This is a genomic window from Enterococcus sp. 1001283B150225_161107_E12 (genome assembly GCF_015556925.1).
GTDB lineage: Bacteria > Bacillota > Bacilli > Lactobacillales > Enterococcaceae > Enterococcus_B > Enterococcus_B mundtii.
In genome coordinates this window covers 1-18,549 of record NZ_JADNNI010000019.1, presented here as the reverse complement: position 1 = coordinate 18,549, position 18,549 = coordinate 1, and the positions used below count along the sequence as shown (strand labels likewise).

Genomic DNA, 18,549 nt, shown 5'->3' with positions numbered 1-18,549 from the left:
ACGCTAGAAACAAGGATTTTTTTAGGATTATTCACTGTTTTTTTATTTTTTGAAAGAATTTAATTTAATTTTAATCCGCTCAATGGATGCTTCTTCTTCTTTTTTACGCATCTCTTCTTTGTAATACACAAGCATATCTTCATAAAATTCGATCATTGATTGACCAAAATGAGTAGCAGAGATCTCGTAAAGTTTCTTTTCAAACACTTCTGGATTTTTTTCAACTTTGCTTTCAATATAATCAATAAGTGCAGGTGCAAAGTCTTCATCTCGTTCAAATGTTCGGCCAAGGGAAGCATGATCAAATAAACGATTCAAATAATCATTTCCTTCAACTACACATGGTGTACCAGCTGCCATTGCTTCTGTATACGTCAATCCTTGTGTTTCCGATGTCGAAGCACACACAAAATAATCAGCCGCCCGATAATAGAATGCGACGTCATTGTTATCGACTTCTCCAGTAAATTGAACCACATCAGCTAAATCCAGCGACGTGATCAGTTCTTTTAGTTGCTCAACATAAGGCCCATTTCCGACTATGATTAGTCGTGCATCTGGATAGTGTTTGATGACTTCTGGAAACCCTTGGATCAACGCTTGGATATTTTTTTCATAAGAGATTCGACTTAAAGATAAAATCATCAAGCCGTTTTCCTTTACTCCTAATGAGGTACGTAATTCATTGATTTGTTCTTGTGTGATTTCTGGACGTTTAAATTTTTCGATATCGATCCCTGTTGGTATCACTCGTAATGGGGCTGTCACCCCATAGCTTCGCAATGTCTCGATCACACGCTCACTTGGGCAAACCACACCTGTCGTATGGTTCACAAATAGACGAGATAAGTATTTGACATGGGATTGTCGAATCACTTTCCCTTTTGCAATATAATGCAGGTAATCTTCATACATCGTGTGATACGTATGAATCGATGGGATTTTTAATTTTTTTGCGACCATCTTGCCAAGAACCCCCGCTCCAAACTCAGTGTGAGTATGGATAAGATCTAACTCTAATTCTTTTGCCACTAAATAGGCGTACCACATTCCTCGTACCACTACTCGACGTTCTTTGAATGATACAAAAGGAACACTTGGCATACGAATCACATCTTTTTCTAACTTGTCTGCATTGGGATCTGTTGTCGTAAATATATATACGTCATGTCCCATTTTTTCGAGTTCTTCTTTTAATGTCTTGATCGATGTAGCTACACCACTTACCTGTGGAAAATAGGTATCGGTAAAAAAGCCGATTTTCATCTTTTTTCGCCTCCAAACTACCTTTATTTTGATTCTTGCATTTGTTCATCTGAAGAATCGGATGCCTTTAGCACTTGTTGATAAACGGATTGAAGTTGTTGACCAATTCTTTTGATACTTCGTTCTTCAGCCGTTTGATAGCCAGATTCAACTAAACTAGGTACTTCATGTTGAATGATTTTTTGAATGAGTTTTGAAAACTCTTCATTGTTTCGCCCTATATAACAATTTTTTTGGTCTTCAAGCCAGCCATCATAGACTGGAATATCACGTACTAACACATTTTGTTTACTTGCTAAAGCTTCCAGTACCACAATACCTTCCGTTTCTTCATAAGAAGGGAAAAAGAACAGATCTGCTCCTGAGTAAGCTCCTTCGATGATTTCTCCTCGAATATAGCCTGGAAAAATGACATTATCGGGATGATCTTCTTTCACGATTTTTCGGATATTACTTGGGATCGAGTACATCGGCACATGACCAAACCAGATGAATGTATATTCTGGTAATTGTTTGGCTATTTCAACAAAATCAATGATTCCTTTTCTTTCAAAGAACAGTCCTACACAAATAATCACTTTTTGATCAGGTGAAAGATTGAAGTACTCCCTGAATTTTTGTTCTTTGACAGGGTCTGGTTGGTATTTTTCCAAATCGATCCCATTGGAAATCGATTGAATAGGTAAATCGATGCCATAACTTTGTAACAATTTTTTTGAATATGGAGTTGGTGTAATCAAGTAATCTGCCTTTTCATACAACCCGACTAAATATTTTTTTACAAATGGTGCTAATTGATTCGAACCGATAAAGGAATTACGAAAATCCTCCTCCGTTGAATGCGCATGATAAATAATTTTTTTACCGTTTCTACGCGCTTTGTTGACCATGTTGTGACTATTGATACCATATGTATTGATGTGCAAAATATCATAGTCTTCTTTACTATCTAAAGTATAGGAGATCCCTACATCTTTAAGCGCACGCTTTTGGTGATCAAGTGCACGACCAATGCCGGACTTAGAAAGTATCTTCTCACTTTCAAAATATAATAATACCTTCATCTACGTTCCCCCTCACTCTTATATTATAACACAGCGTGAAAGCTGTCACTCAACCTTAAGTCCGATTTTTTCCCAACAAACTTGTAAGTTGGAACGGAATTTTATTTATTATTGCAAGAAGACAAAAAAACAGGCACAGCAAAATACTGTGCCTGTTCTGAAAATCAAGCTAGATATTCATTGACAAGTTCTACGACTTCTTCCATTGTATCGCACTCATTTAGGGCACGATCCGCTAGTTCAGCCATTTTGCTTGTATCTAAACGTTTCATCAAGCTACGTGTTTTTAAGATCGATGTTGCACTCATTGAGAACTCATCTAATCCCATACCTACTAGTAAAGGAACAGCCATTTGATCGCCGGCCATTTCTCCACACATACCAGCCCATTTACCTTCAGCATGTGCTGCATCAATGACGTTTTTGATCAAACGTAGAATTGATGGGTTGTATGGTTGGTACAAGTATGAAACACGTTCGTTCATACGGTCAGCTGCCATTGTGTATTGGATCAAGTCGTTTGTTCCTACTGAGAAGAAGTCTACTTCTTTAGCAAATTTATCCGCAATAACGGCTGCAGCTGGAATCTCGATCATGATCCCTACTTGGATCGAATCAGAGACTTCAATGCCTTCATTTACTAATTTTTGTTTTTCTTCTTCAAAGATTGCTTTTGCACCACGGAATTCTTTTAGTGTAGCAACCATTGGGAACATGATACGCAAGTTTCCATGTACAGAGGCACGTAATAACGCACGCATTTGCGTACGGAACATATCGTCCCCTTGTTCTGACAAGCTGATACGTAATGCACGGTATCCTAAGAAAGGATTCATTTCATGCGGCAATTGCAAGTATGGTAATTCTTTATCTCCACCGATATCCATTGTACGAACAACGACAGGTTTTCCTTCCATTCCTTCCAATACTGCTTTGTAAGCAACGTATTGGTCTTCTTCAGTAGGAAAGTCTGGTGAATCCATATAAAGGAATTCAGTACGATAAAGTCCAACTGCTTCACCACCATTGTTGTGTACACCAACTAAATCTTTAGGTGTACCAATGTTGGCTGCTAATTCAAAGTGTTTGCCATCGGCAGTCACTGTCTCAGCATGTTTCAGTTTTTCCCATTCTGCTTTTTGTGCAGCATAATCTGCACCGATTTTTTCAAATTCGGCTTTTTGTTCTGCTGTTGGCTCAATGACTACATCGCCTTCGATCCCATTAACAGCTAACATTACGCCTTCTTTTACCTTCGCAGTGATTTCTTTTGTTCCAACGATTGCTGGAATTTCAAGAGAACGAGCCATGATTGCAGAATGCGATGTACGTCCACCGATATCTGTTACAAAAGCTTTTACGAAGTTACGATCTAATTGAGCAGTGTCACTTGGCGTCAAATCATGCGCCACGACAACAACTTCTTCATTGATCATGGAAGGGTTTGGTAAAGTCACACCTAGAAGATGTGCTAAAATACGTTTTGCAACGTCACGAATATCTGCTGCACGTTCTTGCATGTAAGCATTATCTTCCATTGCTTCGAACATACCGATATACATATCCGTTACTTCTTTAAGAGCTGATTCAGCATTTACACTGTTATCTTTGATGTTTTGTTTGATTTGACCTATCATTTCAGGATCTGAAAGAACCATTAAATGTGCGTCAAATACTTGCGCTTCTGCTTCACCTAAGCTTTGCGCTGCTTTTTCACGAATTTGTTGTAATTCTTCAGTTGATTTTGCTAAAGCATCATCTAAGCGAGCTTCTTCAGCTGAAGTATCCTCAACTGTCGTCTTACTGAATGATAAATCCGGTTGAACTAGCAGGTAAGCTTTTGCAACGGCTACTCCGTCACTAGCGGCGATCCCTTTTAGCATTTCAACCATTATTCAGATAAGCCTTCTTTCTTCATTGTTTCAACGATAGCTGCCATAGCGTCAGCTTCGTCAGCACCTTCAGCAGTGATAGTAACGTCAGAACCTTGACCTACACCTAAAGACATAACGCCCATGATAGATTTTAAGTTTACTGATTTACCTTTATACTCTAAGTTTACATCAGAGTTAAATTTGCTTGCTGTTTGTACTAATAGTGTAGCTGGACGTGCGTGGATCCCAGTTTCTGCTACTACGTGAAATTCTTTCTTTTCCATATTAATCGGTCTCCTTTAAGTGAGTGTTGTTTTTATGTGAGGGTTTTCTTTTTTAGCAATCCATGATAGAACTAATCAGATGAACCCTTTCATCTGTAAAGATTACCATTTTTTTTCCTTAGATACAACAGTTTTCATTTAAATTGAGAGAAAATCCAGTAAACTATTCTGTAGAACTGTTTCATGTGTAGTTACGATTATTCCTGTTTTAATAAATTCCATGTTTTTTTATATCTAATAAACCGTCTCGCCCCTCAGTGATTGTCGAGTGGTTGAACCATTCATGAGATTTTAGCTATATTCCCCTACAGATTCGACGACAACTTGAGACTCGTACCCAAATGTTTTGTCACATTGCCTGAAAAAAAGAATCAATTGCTTGCGTCTATTCAAAAAATTAGTATAATAAAATTAAATGGTCAGTAATGGTCAACAAGGTATGACTTTTATAAGGTTTGTTAATCGAGTGTTATTCTTTTACCCAAAGATAGGCGCGATGTAAAATAGACTTAATGACCAATGTTTGAAAGGACGTGAATGTTTTATGCTTTGTCAAAACTGTGGAAAAAATGAAGCAACGATTCACTTATATGCGACTGTCAATGGCCAACGTACACAACTTGACTACTGTCAGAGCTGTTACCAAAAAATCAAAAATCAGCAAAATGGAGGTCTAACAAGTATGGCCCAAAATGATCCATTTGGCTTTGGGAGTCTGGACGATCTGTTTCGTTCGATGTCTCGTCAAATGCAACAACAAGGAAATTATGAACAAACTCCCCCTACTCAATTTGGTGGGAACAACAACTTCAATGGTGGACAACCACCACAAGGCCCCGCTTCAGATGGTCTTTTAGGCGAATACGGTATCAATATCACAGAAGAAGCGCGCCAAGGTGAAATCGATCCAGTCATCGGTCGAGATGATGAAATCAAGCGCGTGATTGAAATCTTGAATCGCCGTACAAAGAACAACCCTGTATTGATCGGGGAACCAGGTGTCGGTAAAACGGCTGTGGTTGAAGGACTCGCTCAAAAAATCGTTGATGGCGATGTTCCACAAAAATTACTAGATAAAGAAGTAATTCGTTTAGATGTTGTTTCACTTGTCCAAGGCACAGGAATCAGAGGACAATTTGAAGAACGGATGCAAAAACTGATTGAAGAAATCAGACAAGCAGAAAATGTCATTTTATTTATAGATGAAGTTCATGAAATCGTTGGGGCTGGTTCAGCTGGTGATGGTAACATGGATGCCGGAAATATATTAAAACCCGCGTTAGCTCGTGGCGAATTACAAATGGTTGGGGCAACAACATTGAATGAATACCGAATCATTGAAAAAGATGCTGCGTTAGAGCGCCGGATGCAACCTGTTCGTGTCGATGAACCTTCTGTAGATGAAACAATCAGTATTTTACAAGGATTGCAAAAGCGCTATGAAGACTACCATCACGTCAAATATACAGATGCTGCGATCGAAGCTGCGGCTAGATTGTCCAATCGTTATATCCAAGATCGCTTTTTACCGGATAAAGCCATTGATTTACTGGATGAAACAGGATCTAAGAAAAACTTGACGATCCAAATCGTTGATCCAAAAATGATCGAAAAGAAATTAGAAGAAGCGGAAGAACAAAAGTTGTTGGCTTCTAAAGAAGAAGATTTCGAAAAAGCAGCTTATTATCGCGATCAAATCAATAAATTGAAAAAAATGCAAGAACGTCAACTTTCAGAAGAAGAAATCCCAGTGATCTCTGAGAAAGACATGGAAAAAATCGTTGAACAACGGACAGGCATCCCTGTTGGTGAATTAAAAGAAAAAGAACAAACCCAATTGAAAAACTTAGCAGACGACTTGAAAAAACATGTGATTGGGCAAGATAATGCGGTTGATCGGGTAGCCAAAGCCATTCGTCGTAATCGAGTTGGTTTAAGTAAGAAAAACCGTCCAATTGGTTCTTTCTTATTTGTTGGTCCTACTGGTGTTGGTAAGACAGAATTAGCGAAGCAACTAGCCTACGAATTATTTGGATCTGAAGAGTCAATGATTCGTTTCGATATGTCAGAATACATGGAAAAACACAGTGTCGCAAAATTGATTGGTTCTCCTCCAGGCTATGTCGGCTATGAAGAAGCTGGTCAATTGACTGAAAAAGTACGTAGAAATCCGTATAGTTTGGTTTTGCTTGATGAAGTAGAAAAAGCACATCCAGATGTCTTACACATGTTCCTACAAATCTTAGATGATGGACGTTTAACCGATGCGCAAGGTCGTACAGTCAGCTTCAAAGATACAATCATCATCATGACAAGTAATGCAGGAACTGGAAAAGTAGAAGCCAATGTTGGCTTTGGTGCTGCTCGTGAAGGTGTGACTCGTTCTGTCTTGAATCAATTGAATAACTATTTCACACCAGAATTCTTGAATCGTTTTGATGGAATCATCGAGTTCAGTGCTTTATCAAAAGAAAACTTGATGACGATCGTTACTCTCATGCTTGATGATGTCAACCAATTGTTGGCGGCTCAACAATTACATGTGGACGTTCCTACGAATGTCAAAGAAAAGCTGGTTGATCTTGGTTACGATCCAGCAATGGGTGCCCGACCATTACGTCGGACGATCCAAGAACAAATTGAAGACGGCATTGCCGAATTCTATCTTGATCATCCAACGATCTCAGATCTTAAAGCAAAATTAGATAAAGACGACAAAATCGTCATTACGTCTAAACCTGAACGTTTAGTCAAAGAAGCAAACAACGAATCGACAGAGTAATTCCATATTGGAATGGTAGTAAAAATCGAGCGGAGAGTTTGCCACTCTCCGCTTTTGTTTTTATTTTTGGAAAAGAAAGTAACGATTTTTTCTCTTCCATTCAAATTTAAGAAGACAAAATGCTGTTCATTTTACTAAAAAAAAATTATAATTAATGTAAGTTATTTCTTAAATACATAAGAGAGGTGAGCGCCATGAAACTAGTTAATGTAACAAACAGCCATTCACGATTAGTTTTGAATCAGTTGGAAAATACAGATGCACATATGGTCAAGGTGTATACCGCAGGAAATACAACCGTTATTTATACAGAAGCTCCTGAGCACAACGAAATCGTTCTGATGAATGAAAATCGCAATATCCAACCAAAGGAAATTGAAGAAATCCAACACTACTTCTTAAAAAAAATCCATGACGCTGAGTACCATCCTGAAGACATCCAAGTGATCGAGTTACCGGGATTAGTAGAAATCTCTATTCCAAAAAGAAATTTAGATGCACCAATTGCTATGTAGATATAAAAACTAAATCATGAATCAAAAGGGTTTTGTCGATGGCACTTGGCATTCCCTTTTTTTCTTTTTCCTATTTCCAACTTCCCTCCCCTTTACAGGTCGATCCGCTTGGATGATCGAGCGGATTTCTTTGACGATCCGTTCATTTTTTTCCCAGTTCTCAATATCCAACATTTGACATACTCGACGCATTTTTGCTTTTTTTCTTTCAATACGCTGTTTTTTTTCGATTTCTGTTTCCATTTGTTCCCTACTTTCTTTGCTTATTTTATATATATATACGCAAAAATATTCTAATCTATTTTTTTATTTGATTATAATTGATTTTTTCAAAATAACCAAAAAAACGTTAAAATCCAAAACAAACACACGACAATTCACTGAAAACATGAATCGCCGTGTGTTTGTTTTTTTTATATGCTAAATGAATATTTTTAAGCTTTATGTTAAAAATAAAGCAACTGACGAGTAACGAGAATCACTGATTACATCAAACTTTTTAATTTTACGTTTGGATACTTGTCAGCAAACCAACGCTCTGCAAACTGGTTCTCAAATAAGAATAGCGGTTGATCAAAGCGATCTCTCGCTAAGATATTACGACTCGAACTCATTTTCTCATCCAGATCTTCTGGCTCGATCCAACGAGCAATCTTGTTACCCATTGGCGACATGATCACTTCTGCATTGTACTCATTCAACATCCGATATTGGAAAACTTCAAATTGCAATTGTCCAACAGCCCCGATGATGTATTCTTCAGTCACATAGGTTTTATATAATTGGATGGCACCTTCTTGTACCAATTGATTGATTCCTTTGTGGAATGATTTTTGTTTCATCACATTTTTAGCCGTTACTTTCATGAAAAGCTCAGGCGTAAATGAAGGTAATTCTTCATAAGCTACTTTTAGTTTTCCTTCATATAATGTGTCGCCGATTTGATAATTTCCGGTATCATATACACCAATGATATCTCCTGCTACAGCATTTTCAACGTTTTCTCTGGCATCTGCCATAAACTGCGTGACATTACTCAATTTCAATTTTTTGTTCGTCCGTTCCAATGAAACGTCCATTCCACGTTCAAAAGTCCCTGAGCAAATCCGTACAAATGCAATACGATCTCGGTGAGCTGGATTCATATTGGCTTGGATCTTAAAGACGAAACCAGAAAACTCTTGTTCATAAGGGCTGACTACTTGATCTTCACGGGTTTTGTGTCCGTAAGGAGATGGCGCCAAATCAACGAATGTTTCTAAAAACGTCTGAACACCGAAATTAGTCAAAGCTGAACCAAAAAATACTGGCGTCTGCTCTCCTCGTGCAATTTTTTCTTCATTAAAGGAATCCCCGGCTTCTTTTAACAGCTCTACTTCTTCTAATACTTGCTCGTACAATGAATTATTTCTTAGGGGATGATTTTCTAGCAAGTGGCCCTCTTCATCTAATTGAGCTAAGCGTTCATCTTGATAATTCTCAGGACGATAGAATTCTACTCGGTTATGATGGATATCGTATAATCCTTCCAATCCTTTACCCATACCAATTGGCCAATTCATTGGGCAAGATTCGATATCTAATAACTCTTCTAATTCTTCTAATAGATCAAGCGGTTCTCGACCATCTCGGTCCAACTTATTGATGAAAGTGAAAATAGGGATACCTCTTCTTTTAACTACTTGGAAAAGTTTTTTGGTTTGTGCCTCGATCCCTTTTGCACTATCTATGACCATGACTGCACTATCGACAGCCATCAACGTACGATACGTATCTTCTGAGAAATCTTCATGCCCAGGTGTGTCTAGAATATTGACTCTTTTACCGTGATAATCAAATTGCATCACGGAACTAGTAACAGAAATCCCACGTTGTTTTTCGATTTCCATCCAGTCAGATTTTGCAAAATTACCTGTTTTCTTCCCTTTGACCGTTCCTGCTTGGCGAATCGCACCACCGAATAAAAGCAGTTGTTCGGTGATCGTTGTTTTCCCCGCATCCGGATGGGAAATGATCGCAAATGTGCGTCGATTGTCCACTTGCTGTTTTAATTCTGGATTGTTCATAAATTTACTCCATTCTTCATTTGTCTATTGCTTCATAAAAGAGAACCCCTTCGACTATTCGATAGTTCCTCTATCCTTTTCTTCAACTCAAATAGTATAGCATGGATCTTCAATTTGAAAAAGTAAGCGAAACAGTTTTACTTTTTCTTTTCATTCGATATCTCCAAAAAAAGAACAGATACATCACTTCATACAGCAAGTGATATATCCGCTCTTTGTTTCGTTAAAAGATCATCGAAGGTGCTTTATCTTCGCGGTTCGTCATCTTCAAAATCTTTTTTGAAATAGCGACGTTCTTCTTCAGGTTCAGCTTCTATTTCTTCTGGATCATGGAAGATCACACGAATTTTAAGTACTCTTGAACCTTCCATTTCTTCAGAAATCAAGGTAATATTTTCAACATCAAATGAAAGTTTTTCTCCTTCATCGGGAATCATACCTAAAGCTGTGATCAAATAGCCGGCCATCGTATCCACATCACTCATGTGAAGATTACTTTCAAACGCCTCATTAAATTCATCGATCAACATGCGACCTTGGATGATATACTCATAGTCACCGACTTGTTCGTAGAGATTTTCTACTTCGTCTGACTCATCATCGATTTCTCCAACGATTTCTTCAAGTAAGTCTTCTAATGTCGCTAAACCTACGACTCCCCCATATTCGTCTAACAGGATCGCCATTTGATTTTGTGTTTTTTTCATTTCATATAATAGATCATCAATAAAAATCGTTTCTGGAACAAAAAGTGGTTCCTGAATGATTTTTTTGATTTCTAAGTGTTCAAACCCAAATTTATGGGCAGCTTTTAATAAATTTTTCGTATGAAGAATTCCAACAACTTTATCTTTGTCTTCATTATAAACAGGAATTCTTGAGTAATTCTCCGATAGTACTTCGTTGACATTTTCTTCAATGGAGTCATTAATGTCGATCATAAAAGCATCTGTTCGAGGAACCATTACTTCCCTTGCAACTTTTGTGTCTAAGGAAAAGACACCTTGAAGCATTTCCAACTCTTCGTTGTTCAATACCCCTTCGTTTTCAAGCATATACCGCATTTCGTCGCGGGTCATCTTTGAATCTTCATCATCAAAAGTCATTGGTGTTATCCGTGCCAACAAGCTGGTAGATGCAGACAATAGCCACACGAAAGGTTTCGCTACGACACCAATCATTCGGATCATACCTGAGGTAAAATTCGCTACCTCTTCTGATTTATTCAAAGCGATCCTTTTCGGGTATAATTCTCCAAAAACAATCGAAACATAGGTCAAAATAGCCAGTACGATAATATTTGCAATACTTCTTGCTGCGGCACCGCCACCTAATAGTGGGGCTAATCTTACGGATAAAGTATTAGCTAAAGATGCACCAGATAAAATATTGACCAAAGTGATTCCTACTTGGATAGTTGATAGGAAGTTATTTGGGTTCTGCAATATTTTTAAAAGCTTTTTAGATTTAACATCTCCTTCTTCCGCTTTTTGTTCGATCCGATTTTTATTGATCGATACAACTGCAATTTCGGAAGCTGCTAAAAAAGCATTGATCAATGTCAAAATGATCAATAATAAAATTTGCGCTAACAGCGACTGACTCTCAGGGTCAGCATTCATAATCGCATTCTCTCCTTATTCATTTATATTTTTATTTTTTTAAAGAAAAAAACGTGGCTAAAGGTAGCCACGTTAAAATGGTATCATAAAGCGATTTTCTTTGCAATAAAAATAGCCATTCGATCATTAAGATTCAAGAGTCGTCGCTATTTTTTTCTTGTTCTCGTTTTGTTTATCTTCTTTTACGATCTTGACAACATAAGAAATGATTGTTTTACAGATCGCATAAAAAGGTACACCCAGAAAAATCCCAAGTAATCCGGCAATGTTTCCTGCAACAAGTAGAACGATAATGATCGTTAGTGGATGGATCTTCAATGATTTACCAATGACATTCGGATAAATGATATTTCCGTCTAGTTGCTGAACGATCAAAACGACCACACAACACAGCAATGCTTTGAATGGATCATTGAATACTGTCACTAAAAAGGCAGGAGCTAAACCTAAATATGGGCCTAAATAAGGAATGAGGTTGGTCAAACCAGCAATTACTCCGAAAAGGAAGGCGTAATCTACGCCTAATGCAAAATAACCTAGAAAGGTGAATGTACCAACGAATAAGCATTCAATTGCTTGGCCACTAATATAATTAGCTAACGTTTTATTCAACTGTCCTAACAATTCAACGATTTGCTCTCTTCGTTTTTCTGGGAAGAAACGTTTGATGTTTGGTACAAGTTTTTCGCCATCTTTCAACATGTAAAACAAGATGAACGGCGCGGTAATAATAACGATGGTCGCTGAAGCAATCGTTCCAACGATCGAACCTAAGCTATTAGACAAGCCACTCAGAAATTGTTGGATGATCGTGCCATATGAAATATCCAATTGCTCAAAATATTTATTGATATCGACATCTTTGAATACGGACCATTGCGCAACTTCTGCTAACCAAGTCTCTACTTGGCGAATAAAGTTCGGCGTATTCGAGGCCAAAGAAGAAATTTGTTGGACTAAACTTGGGATGACACTTAACAAGATCCAGACCAGAGCGGCTACTAACAATAACAGTACGATTGCTACTGCCCAGATCCGTTTTATTTTTGTTTTCATCAATAATCCAACGATTGGATTCAAAATATAATACAAAAAACCAGCAATCAAAACTGGTGCAAATAATGTGGAGAAGAATGTCCCGATTGGTTGGAAGACAAAGCTGATTTTCGAGGAGACTAAGATCAATGTTGCTAAAATCAACAATTCGAATGACCAGAACATCAACTTTGATTGTTTTAACTTATCGAACAAATAATTCACTTCTTTCCTTTTTTATGATAGTATATAACATTCTTTTGAAAAAATCTGTTATTTTTGATTTTATTTTATGCACTTTCCATTCCGATCACTTTACAGTATACTACTGAAAAGAAAGGTGGCTGTTTGATGAAAGTAGTTCATACAAAAGATACGATGAGTCCGATCTATCTCGATGCTGTACGTATCAGAAACCAAGTCTTCGTTGTCGAGCAAGGTGTTCCCTTTGAGAGAGAAATCGATCAGGATGAGGCACATTGTATCCATTTCGTCCTTTATACAGATGCACAGGAGGCGCAAGGTACTGTTCGTTTACTGCCACTCGAAAATGGCCAGATAAAAGTCCAACGTATGGCGATCCTTGCTGAATACCGTCAACAAGGTTTGGGGCAAGTCTTGCTAAGAGAAGCAGAGGCTTTTGCTAAAAACCAAGGCTTTGATACGATAAAATTAGGCGCTCAACTGACCGCTATTCCTTTTTACGAGAAGCTTGATTATCAAGCCTACGGTGAAGTCTTCGAAGATGCGGGCATCCAACATCTCAACATGAAAAAAAACTTGTGAAGCATCCAAGTAAAAACAGTAAGCAAGATGAAGATTCCTTCACTTACTTACTGTTTTCGTTTACTTTTGCGACAATTGCTTGTAACGGTCATACCAAATATCAATATAGCCTTCTGAGAATGGGCCATCTCCATTATTGATCCAGTCAACCAAAATCTTCACGTTCTCTTTTAAAATGAAGTCAATATCACTTGGATAATTCATCATTTGACTATGCATTTCATATTCATCGACATCTAACAAGCGCTTCTCGCCATCAGGAAAAACCTTGATATCTAAGTCATAATCAATATATTTTAATGCTTCATCATCTAATAAAAAAGGTGAAGCCAGATTACAATAATAGGAAACCCCCTTTTCTCTGATCATTGCTATTACATTGAACCAGTATTTTTTGTGAAAGTATACAATCGCTGGTTCTCGCGTCACCCAACGTCGTCCATCAGACTCTGTTACAAGAGTATGATCATTGACACCGATCATTGAATGTTCGCTTGTTTTCAATACCATGGTATCGCGCCACGTTCGATGCAATTTGCCGTCGTGTTTATAACTTTGGATCGTTACAAACTCTCCTTCTTTTGGAACTCCCATCGCAATCCTTCCTTAGCAACATTTTGTGCTTTGTGTTGGGGTGTTCATTACACCGACATCGTAATTATTATAGCAATAAAAATCATCTTTGCCTAGAAAGGATTACTATTGTTTCGATTTTTATCCAACTGCTGGATGAGCTTCATTTGCACTTTTGGGAAAACTACTTGTTCAAATGCTTCTGGTATCAGCCACTGCGTCTGTTTGCCAGTCTCAGATAGGTCTTTTTCAGTCTTAGGCAACCGACCATAAAATAATAAAACATGCCATTTCAAATGACTGAAGATATGCGTCACTTCCCCTAAGTGACGTTTTTGCCATACGACTTTGTCCGCATGAGCAAAAGGCAATACTGAAGCACCATCTTCAGCGACTAAAACCTCATCGAATAAACTGATTTCGTTCTTAGGTTGCCAGTCTGTTTCTAGTTTTTCGTATACCTCTTTCGTTACTTCTACCATCGGAAATGTCCACATATCAGCCAGTAATTTTTGTTGATCTCGTTGTTCAAAATAAAAAGCACTTTCTGCGTTTTCAATCGCGGCACAAACATAATAAACATCTCGCGGCTTTGCTTTTTTTGTTTTGACAGGATAGGCGGTTTGAATCCCTTTTTCTTTTGCTAAACAAAAAGCTTGGATCGGGCATTCCTCACATTTAGGCGAGGTCGGCGTGCAGATTGCTGAGCCAAGATCCATCAATGCTTGATTGAACTCACCCGGATGCTCTTCGTCAATGATTTTCCGCATGGCTTGATCAAATACTTTGCGACTTGATGCTTTCGCAATATCTTCTTCAATACAGAACAGCCGACTAACCACACGCATGACATTTCCATCGATCGCTGGTTCAGGTACCCCAAAAGCAATACTTGCGATTGCCCCTGTCGTATAAGGACCGATCCCTTTTAATGTACTGATTTCTTCCGGTGTTTGTGGCATCTTTCCGTCAAAATCTTCCATGATTTGTTTTGCAGCAGCTTGAATATTTCTGGCCCTCGAGTAGTAACCTAAGCCTTCCCAAGCTTTCAACAGTTTTTCTTCAGGTGCTTGCGCCAACGCTTCGATGGTTGGGAACCACTCCATAAAGCGATAAAAATAATCAATGACTGTATCGACTCTGGTTTGTTGCAACATGATTTCTGATATCCAAATACGATAAGGGTCTTGATTATAACGCCAAGGGAGATTTCTCTTTTCAAGCTCATACCATTCAATAAAACGTTCTTGAAATTCTTTTGTTTTTTCTAAGGACCAGTTTTCCCATTCTCTACTCACTTGCTTCTTCTTCCTTTTCTAAAATAAAGCGCTGGATCATCTCAAAATCAAAGCCTTTTTGATAGAGACTCTGCTTTACTTTCATCTTTCTCTTCTGAGGTTCAAAGCGACTATTCTTACGCCAGATTTTCTCCCCTTGTTGTACTAAAAGCTCGTATTCAGCTTCTGGATCGGTTTCTTGGGGTAATGTTTGCATCGCTTCTTGGATCACATCATTGGTAAATCCTTTTGTCATCAACTTCTGTTGGATATTCCGTAATAGATCCTTTTGACTTTTGGCACGATTTTTTTCATAAGTCTTTTCTGCTGTTTGTCGCGCATTTTCTACTTGCTCGTCAAATGGATACTGGCTTAAAGACTGCTCGATCACTTCTGGTGATAGCCCTTTTTGTTGCATTTGTTGTGCCAATTTTTTTGGTCCTTTGTCACTCAAACGCATATTCGTACGGACGTAACTTTCACCAAATGTCAGATCGTCAATCAGGCCTAATTCTTTTAATTTTTCAACGATTTTATGACGGTCTTCTTGTCCTATTTCTTTGTCTTTTAAATAGATCCGAATTTCTTTTTCCGTTCTTAGTTGATAACTCAAATAATTCAATGCTTGCTGTAAGCCAAAATCATAACCTGTACTCTTTTTGATTTCAGCTAATTTATCTTCTGTCAATTCTTGTCCTTTTAATAAACGATAGCGTACTAAAATATCTTCTGATACTTGTAGTGTTTCGCCATCTGATAGATCAATCTGATAAAAAGGCCCCTTGCCTTTACTGATTCTTGCAATAGAAAGCAAACTATCCCTCCTCGAACATATATTCCTATCATAACATAGAAAATCCCCAACTTTCGCTATAATATGTTAGAATATAGCCACATAATGATAAAAAGGGAGATACCTATGCCAGAAGCAATTGTTAAAAACGGCCAAACGATCACATTAAAAATCAAACGTTTAGGGATCAACGGAGAAGGAATCGGCTACTTTAAACGCATGATCGTCTTTGTTCCGTATGCCCTTCCTAAAGAAGAAGTCCTAGTGAAGATCACCAAAGCGACCCCTCGCTATGCCGAAGGACAGCTCGTTAAAGTCAAAAAAACAAGTAGTGACCGTGTGACTGCTCCATGTCCAGTCTACTATGAATGTGGTGGTTGCCAATTGCAACATTTAGCGTACCATGCACAACTCGATTTCAAAAAAGATTTGCTTTTGCAAGCTTTAGAAAAATTCAAACCCGCCGGTTATCGTGAGTATCCACTTTTACCGACGATTGGAATGGATGATCCTTGGCGTTATCGGAACAAAGCACAATTTCAATTGAGGAAAAATAAACAGACAGACAAAATCGAAGCTGGACTCTATCAAGCCAATTCTCATGACTTAGTAGCGATCACTGATTGTTTAGTGCAAGAGCCAGCGACACAAAAAGTGATGAATACAGTCGTCGATTTATTGAATAAATATGATTTACCGATTTATGATGAACGTGCGGATAGCGGGATTTTCCGCACGATCATGGTCCGAGTGGGTATACAGACAGGTGAGCTACAAGTTGTTTTTATCACTAGGAGTCAAAAATTCCCACAAAAAAATGCCCTGATTCGCGAGATCAATCAACAACTCCCTGAAGTCGTTTCGATCATGCAAAACGTGCAGCCTTTAAAAACCTCTCTTGTGATGGGTGACGAAACAAAACACCTTTGGGGAAAAGAAGCCATTGAGGAACGGATCAATGAAGTAACTTTTGATCTTTCACCTCGTGCCTTTTTCCAGTTGAATCCTCAACAAACAGAAGTCTTATACGGCGAAGGAATCAAAGCTTTAGCCATCCAACCAGAAGAAACGATCGTAGATGCTTATTGTGGTGTTGGGACAATTGGTTTGAGTGTGGCAAACAAAGCAAAAGAAGTACGCGGAATGGATACCATCCCCCAAGCCATTGCAGATGCACAGAAAAACGCACAACGTTTAGGATATGAGAATACTCGTTATGAAGTGGGAACGGCGGAAGAGCTCTTACCAAAGTGGTTGAATGAAGGCTTTCGTCCAGATGGGATCATCGTTGATCCGCCACGTACTGGTTTGGATGAGCAGTTGATCCAAGCAATTTTAAAAAATCCATCGCAAAAATTAGTTTATATTTCTTGCAATGTTTCGACTTTAGCAAGAGACCTCGTCCAATTAGCGAAAGTATTTCACGTTGAGTATCTACAGTCTGTCGACATGTTCCCTCAAACAGCACGCTGTGAAGTCGTCGTGAAATTAACAAAAAAATAATTCAATAGCGCCAGCCAGAATCCTTAAAAAAAATAAGCATTTCTCTCTGCTTAATAGTCAAAACTATTTCAGAGGTCAATGCTTATTTTTTATCCGATTATTTCTGATCAAACCTTATTTCATTTGTTTTTTTCGTTTCAATAAAGTAAAAAGTGTTTGAACTTGCCCTTTGAAAGACATGACATCATCAAAAATATCTTCGCCATCATTCAGCATTTTTACTGTGATCCAACCTAATGACTCAGTGATCGTACTAGCGACTGTTGCGTTGATCGCTGCACCAGCCACTGTACCTACTGCCGGAATGATCTTAATGATATTCCCTACTGCACTTCTACCTAAACTAACAACGATCAACTCTTTTGAGACACTTTTACCTAATGATTCAGACCATGATTGTCCAAATAACTTGTGGAGACGTCCCATCATCGTTAGCTGAACTGGTACAAGTAAAAAAGCATCTGAAAAAGGGATCGGTGAACAACCGATGATCGCCGCTGTCAAAGAGGCCGCATGAATCGTTGCATGGCATTTTCTACGTAAGGGTTCGTCTACCCCTTTTAAGAATTCTTCAAATAGACGGTCGAACTGTGTTTTACTCTTTGCTAATGTTTGTTCCGCTTTGCTTTTTGACGAATCAAAATTTCGTAAAATAGCCGCGGATGTTTTTTGAGGAAGTCTTTTCATTGTTTCAGCAAAAAAGGAAGCAAATTCTTTTTGTTCCTCAGGCGTTTGCTCCAATGTTTCTTCTACTTTTGTTTCTTCGTTTTCGATTACAGTATCTTCAATCGATTCTTTGTTTTTCTTTTTTTTTCGTAAAAATTTTTTCATTTGATTTCCTCCGTAACCCTACCTTTTGGTGTCCTTATTTCTATCATACAATACAACCTGAAGTTCGCCAAAAAATGGGATCATTATCGAACCTCGCTCTTTTTATTTTAGATGGTTCGAACATACAAATAAACACCCATGAAGTGAAAATGATGCAGCGACCCCCAAAAGTTAGACCAAAAAATCTAACTTTTGGGGGTTGCTATTTGTATGGCAAAATATCATTTTGAATTAAAGATAAAAATCGTTAAAGAATATCTTAGTGGCGGGGGTGGGTA

General features: G+C 38.1%; 16 protein-coding genes. 4 read left to right on the top strand and 12 right to left on the bottom strand.

Features of this window, described 5'->3' with window-relative positions; translation table 11 throughout:
- Positions 1-42 precede the first annotated feature (42 nt).
- From I2F89_RS12885 to I2F89_RS12870, 4 genes are all read right to left on the bottom strand, one after another.
- A complete protein-coding gene (locus I2F89_RS12885; protein ID WP_071865994.1) occupies positions 43-1,266 on the bottom strand; it encodes a glycosyltransferase family 4 protein in 1,224 nt (407 codons plus the stop codon).
- Positions 1,267-1,289: 23 nt separating this feature from the next.
- On the bottom strand, positions 1,290-2,330 hold the full coding sequence (locus tag I2F89_RS12880) for a glycosyltransferase family 4 protein (protein WP_195514475.1): 1,041 nt from the start codon (positions 2,328-2,330) through the stop codon (positions 1,290-1,292).
- Positions 2,331-2,494: 164 nt separating this feature from the next.
- On the bottom strand, positions 2,495-4,222 hold the full coding sequence (gene ptsP / locus I2F89_RS12875) for a phosphoenolpyruvate--protein phosphotransferase (protein WP_019723966.1): 1,728 nt from the start codon (positions 4,220-4,222) through the stop codon (positions 2,495-2,497).
- A complete protein-coding gene (locus I2F89_RS12870) occupies positions 4,222-4,488 on the bottom strand; it encodes a phosphocarrier protein HPr (RefSeq protein WP_002287602.1) in 267 nt (88 codons plus the stop codon). Before I2F89_RS12870 ends, ptsP begins: the two co-directional genes overlap by 1 nt.
- A gap of 544 nt (positions 4,489-5,032) precedes the next feature.
- Between I2F89_RS12870 and I2F89_RS12865 the strand changes: the two genes are divergently transcribed.
- Together I2F89_RS12865 and I2F89_RS12860 are read left to right on the top strand one after the other, a co-directional pair.
- Positions 5,033-7,270 (top strand): ATP-dependent Clp protease ATP-binding subunit, encoded by a 2,238-nt coding sequence (locus I2F89_RS12865; protein ID WP_071865992.1) that lies wholly within the window; start codon positions 5,033-5,035, stop codon positions 7,268-7,270.
- Positions 7,271-7,464: 194 nt separating this feature from the next.
- Positions 7,465-7,785, top strand: a complete 321-nt coding sequence (locus tag I2F89_RS12860; RefSeq protein ID WP_071865991.1) for a DUF1827 family protein — start codon at positions 7,465-7,467, stop codon at positions 7,783-7,785.
- A gap of 21 nt (positions 7,786-7,806) precedes the next feature.
- Here I2F89_RS12860 and I2F89_RS12855 read toward each other — a convergent pair whose 3' ends face one another.
- From I2F89_RS12855 to I2F89_RS12840, 4 genes are all read right to left on the bottom strand, one after another.
- Positions 7,807-8,028, bottom strand: coding sequence for a flagellar motor switch protein (locus tag I2F89_RS12855; RefSeq protein WP_071865990.1), 222 nt, complete (start codon positions 8,026-8,028; stop codon positions 7,807-7,809).
- Between the two features lie 242 nt (positions 8,029-8,270).
- Entirely contained in the window at positions 8,271-9,851 is a 1,581-nt protein-coding gene (locus tag I2F89_RS12850) for a peptide chain release factor 3 (RefSeq protein WP_195514474.1), read from the bottom strand.
- Positions 9,852-10,096: 245 nt separating this feature from the next.
- Entirely contained in the window at positions 10,097-11,473 is a 1,377-nt protein-coding gene (locus I2F89_RS12845; RefSeq protein ID WP_071865988.1) for a hemolysin family protein, read from the bottom strand.
- 126 nt (positions 11,474-11,599) lie between these two features.
- Positions 11,600-12,724 (bottom strand): AI-2E family transporter, encoded by a 1,125-nt coding sequence (locus I2F89_RS12840; protein WP_071865987.1) that lies wholly within the window; start codon positions 12,722-12,724, stop codon positions 11,600-11,602.
- A gap of 135 nt (positions 12,725-12,859) precedes the next feature.
- On the opposite strand from I2F89_RS12840, the gene I2F89_RS12835 reads away from it, so the two are divergent.
- Complete coding sequence (locus tag I2F89_RS12835) at positions 12,860-13,294, top strand: GNAT family N-acetyltransferase (RefSeq protein ID WP_019722746.1); 435 nt, start codon at positions 12,860-12,862, stop codon at positions 13,292-13,294.
- A gap of 60 nt (positions 13,295-13,354) precedes the next feature.
- Here the strand turns inward: I2F89_RS12835 and I2F89_RS12830 are convergent, their stop codons facing one another.
- The 3 genes from I2F89_RS12830 to recX all read right to left on the bottom strand — a co-directional run bounded on the left by I2F89_RS12830 (position 13,355) and on the right by recX (position 15,958).
- Positions 13,355-13,888 carry a DUF402 domain-containing protein gene (locus I2F89_RS12830; RefSeq protein WP_010735893.1) on the bottom strand — a complete coding sequence of 178 codons (534 nt, stop codon included), beginning with the start codon at positions 13,886-13,888 and terminating at the stop codon, positions 13,355-13,357.
- Between the two features lie 92 nt (positions 13,889-13,980).
- Positions 13,981-15,165 carry an A/G-specific adenine glycosylase gene (gene mutY, locus I2F89_RS12825; RefSeq protein ID WP_071865986.1) on the bottom strand — a complete coding sequence of 395 codons (1,185 nt, stop codon included), beginning with the start codon at positions 15,163-15,165 and terminating at the stop codon, positions 13,981-13,983.
- The gene (recX, locus tag I2F89_RS12820; protein WP_071865985.1) at positions 15,158-15,958 is read right to left on the bottom strand and encodes a recombination regulator RecX; all 801 of its coding nucleotides are present in this window, start codon (positions 15,956-15,958) and stop codon (positions 15,158-15,160) included. Before recX ends, mutY begins: the two co-directional genes overlap by 8 nt.
- 105 nt (positions 15,959-16,063) lie before the next feature.
- On the opposite strand from recX, the gene rlmD reads away from it, so the two are divergent.
- Positions 16,064-17,440: a 23S rRNA (uracil(1939)-C(5))-methyltransferase RlmD gene (gene rlmD / locus I2F89_RS12815; protein ID WP_071865984.1), complete on the top strand. Its 1,377-nt coding sequence runs from the start codon at positions 16,064-16,066 to the stop codon at positions 17,438-17,440.
- Between the two features lie 114 nt (positions 17,441-17,554).
- Here the strand turns inward: rlmD and I2F89_RS12810 are convergent, their stop codons facing one another.
- Positions 17,555-18,271 carry a YcjF family protein gene (locus tag I2F89_RS12810; protein ID WP_019722749.1) on the bottom strand — a complete coding sequence of 239 codons (717 nt, stop codon included), beginning with the start codon at positions 18,269-18,271 and terminating at the stop codon, positions 17,555-17,557.
- Positions 18,272-18,549 lie beyond the last annotated feature (278 nt).

Bases quoted from the DNA above. Each gene is read 5' to 3' on its own strand.
- I2F89_RS12885 (WP_071865994.1), bottom strand. From the start codon at position 1,266: ATGAAAATCGGCTTTTTTACCGATACCTATTTTCCACAGGTAAGTGGT.
- I2F89_RS12880 (WP_195514475.1), bottom strand. From the start codon at position 2,330: ATGAAGGTATTATTATATTTTGAAAGTGAGAAGATACTTTCTAAGTCC.
- ptsP (WP_019723966.1), bottom strand. From the start codon at position 4,222: ATGGTTGAAATGCTAAAAGGGATCGCCGCTAGTGACGGAGTAGCCGTT.
- I2F89_RS12870 (WP_002287602.1), bottom strand. From the start codon at position 4,488: ATGGAAAAGAAAGAATTTCACGTAGTAGCAGAAACTGGGATCCACGCA.
- I2F89_RS12865 (WP_071865992.1), top strand. From the start codon at position 5,033: ATGCTTTGTCAAAACTGTGGAAAAAATGAAGCAACGATTCACTTATAT.
- I2F89_RS12860 (WP_071865991.1), top strand. From the start codon at position 7,465: ATGAAACTAGTTAATGTAACAAACAGCCATTCACGATTAGTTTTGAAT.
- I2F89_RS12855 (WP_071865990.1), bottom strand. From the start codon at position 8,028: ATGGAAACAGAAATCGAAAAAAAACAGCGTATTGAAAGAAAAAAAGCA.
- I2F89_RS12850 (WP_195514474.1), bottom strand. From the start codon at position 9,851: ATGAACAATCCAGAATTAAAACAGCAAGTGGACAATCGACGCACATTT.
- I2F89_RS12845 (WP_071865988.1), bottom strand. From the start codon at position 11,473: ATGAATGCTGACCCTGAGAGTCAGTCGCTGTTAGCGCAAATTTTATTA.
- I2F89_RS12835 (WP_019722746.1), top strand. From the start codon at position 12,860: ATGAAAGTAGTTCATACAAAAGATACGATGAGTCCGATCTATCTCGAT.
- I2F89_RS12830 (WP_010735893.1), bottom strand. From the start codon at position 13,888: ATGGGAGTTCCAAAAGAAGGAGAGTTTGTAACGATCCAAAGTTATAAA.
- rlmD (WP_071865984.1), top strand. From the start codon at position 16,064: ATGCCAGAAGCAATTGTTAAAAACGGCCAAACGATCACATTAAAAATC.
- I2F89_RS12810 (WP_019722749.1), bottom strand. From the start codon at position 18,271: ATGAAAAAATTTTTACGAAAAAAAAAGAAAAACAAAGAATCGATTGAA.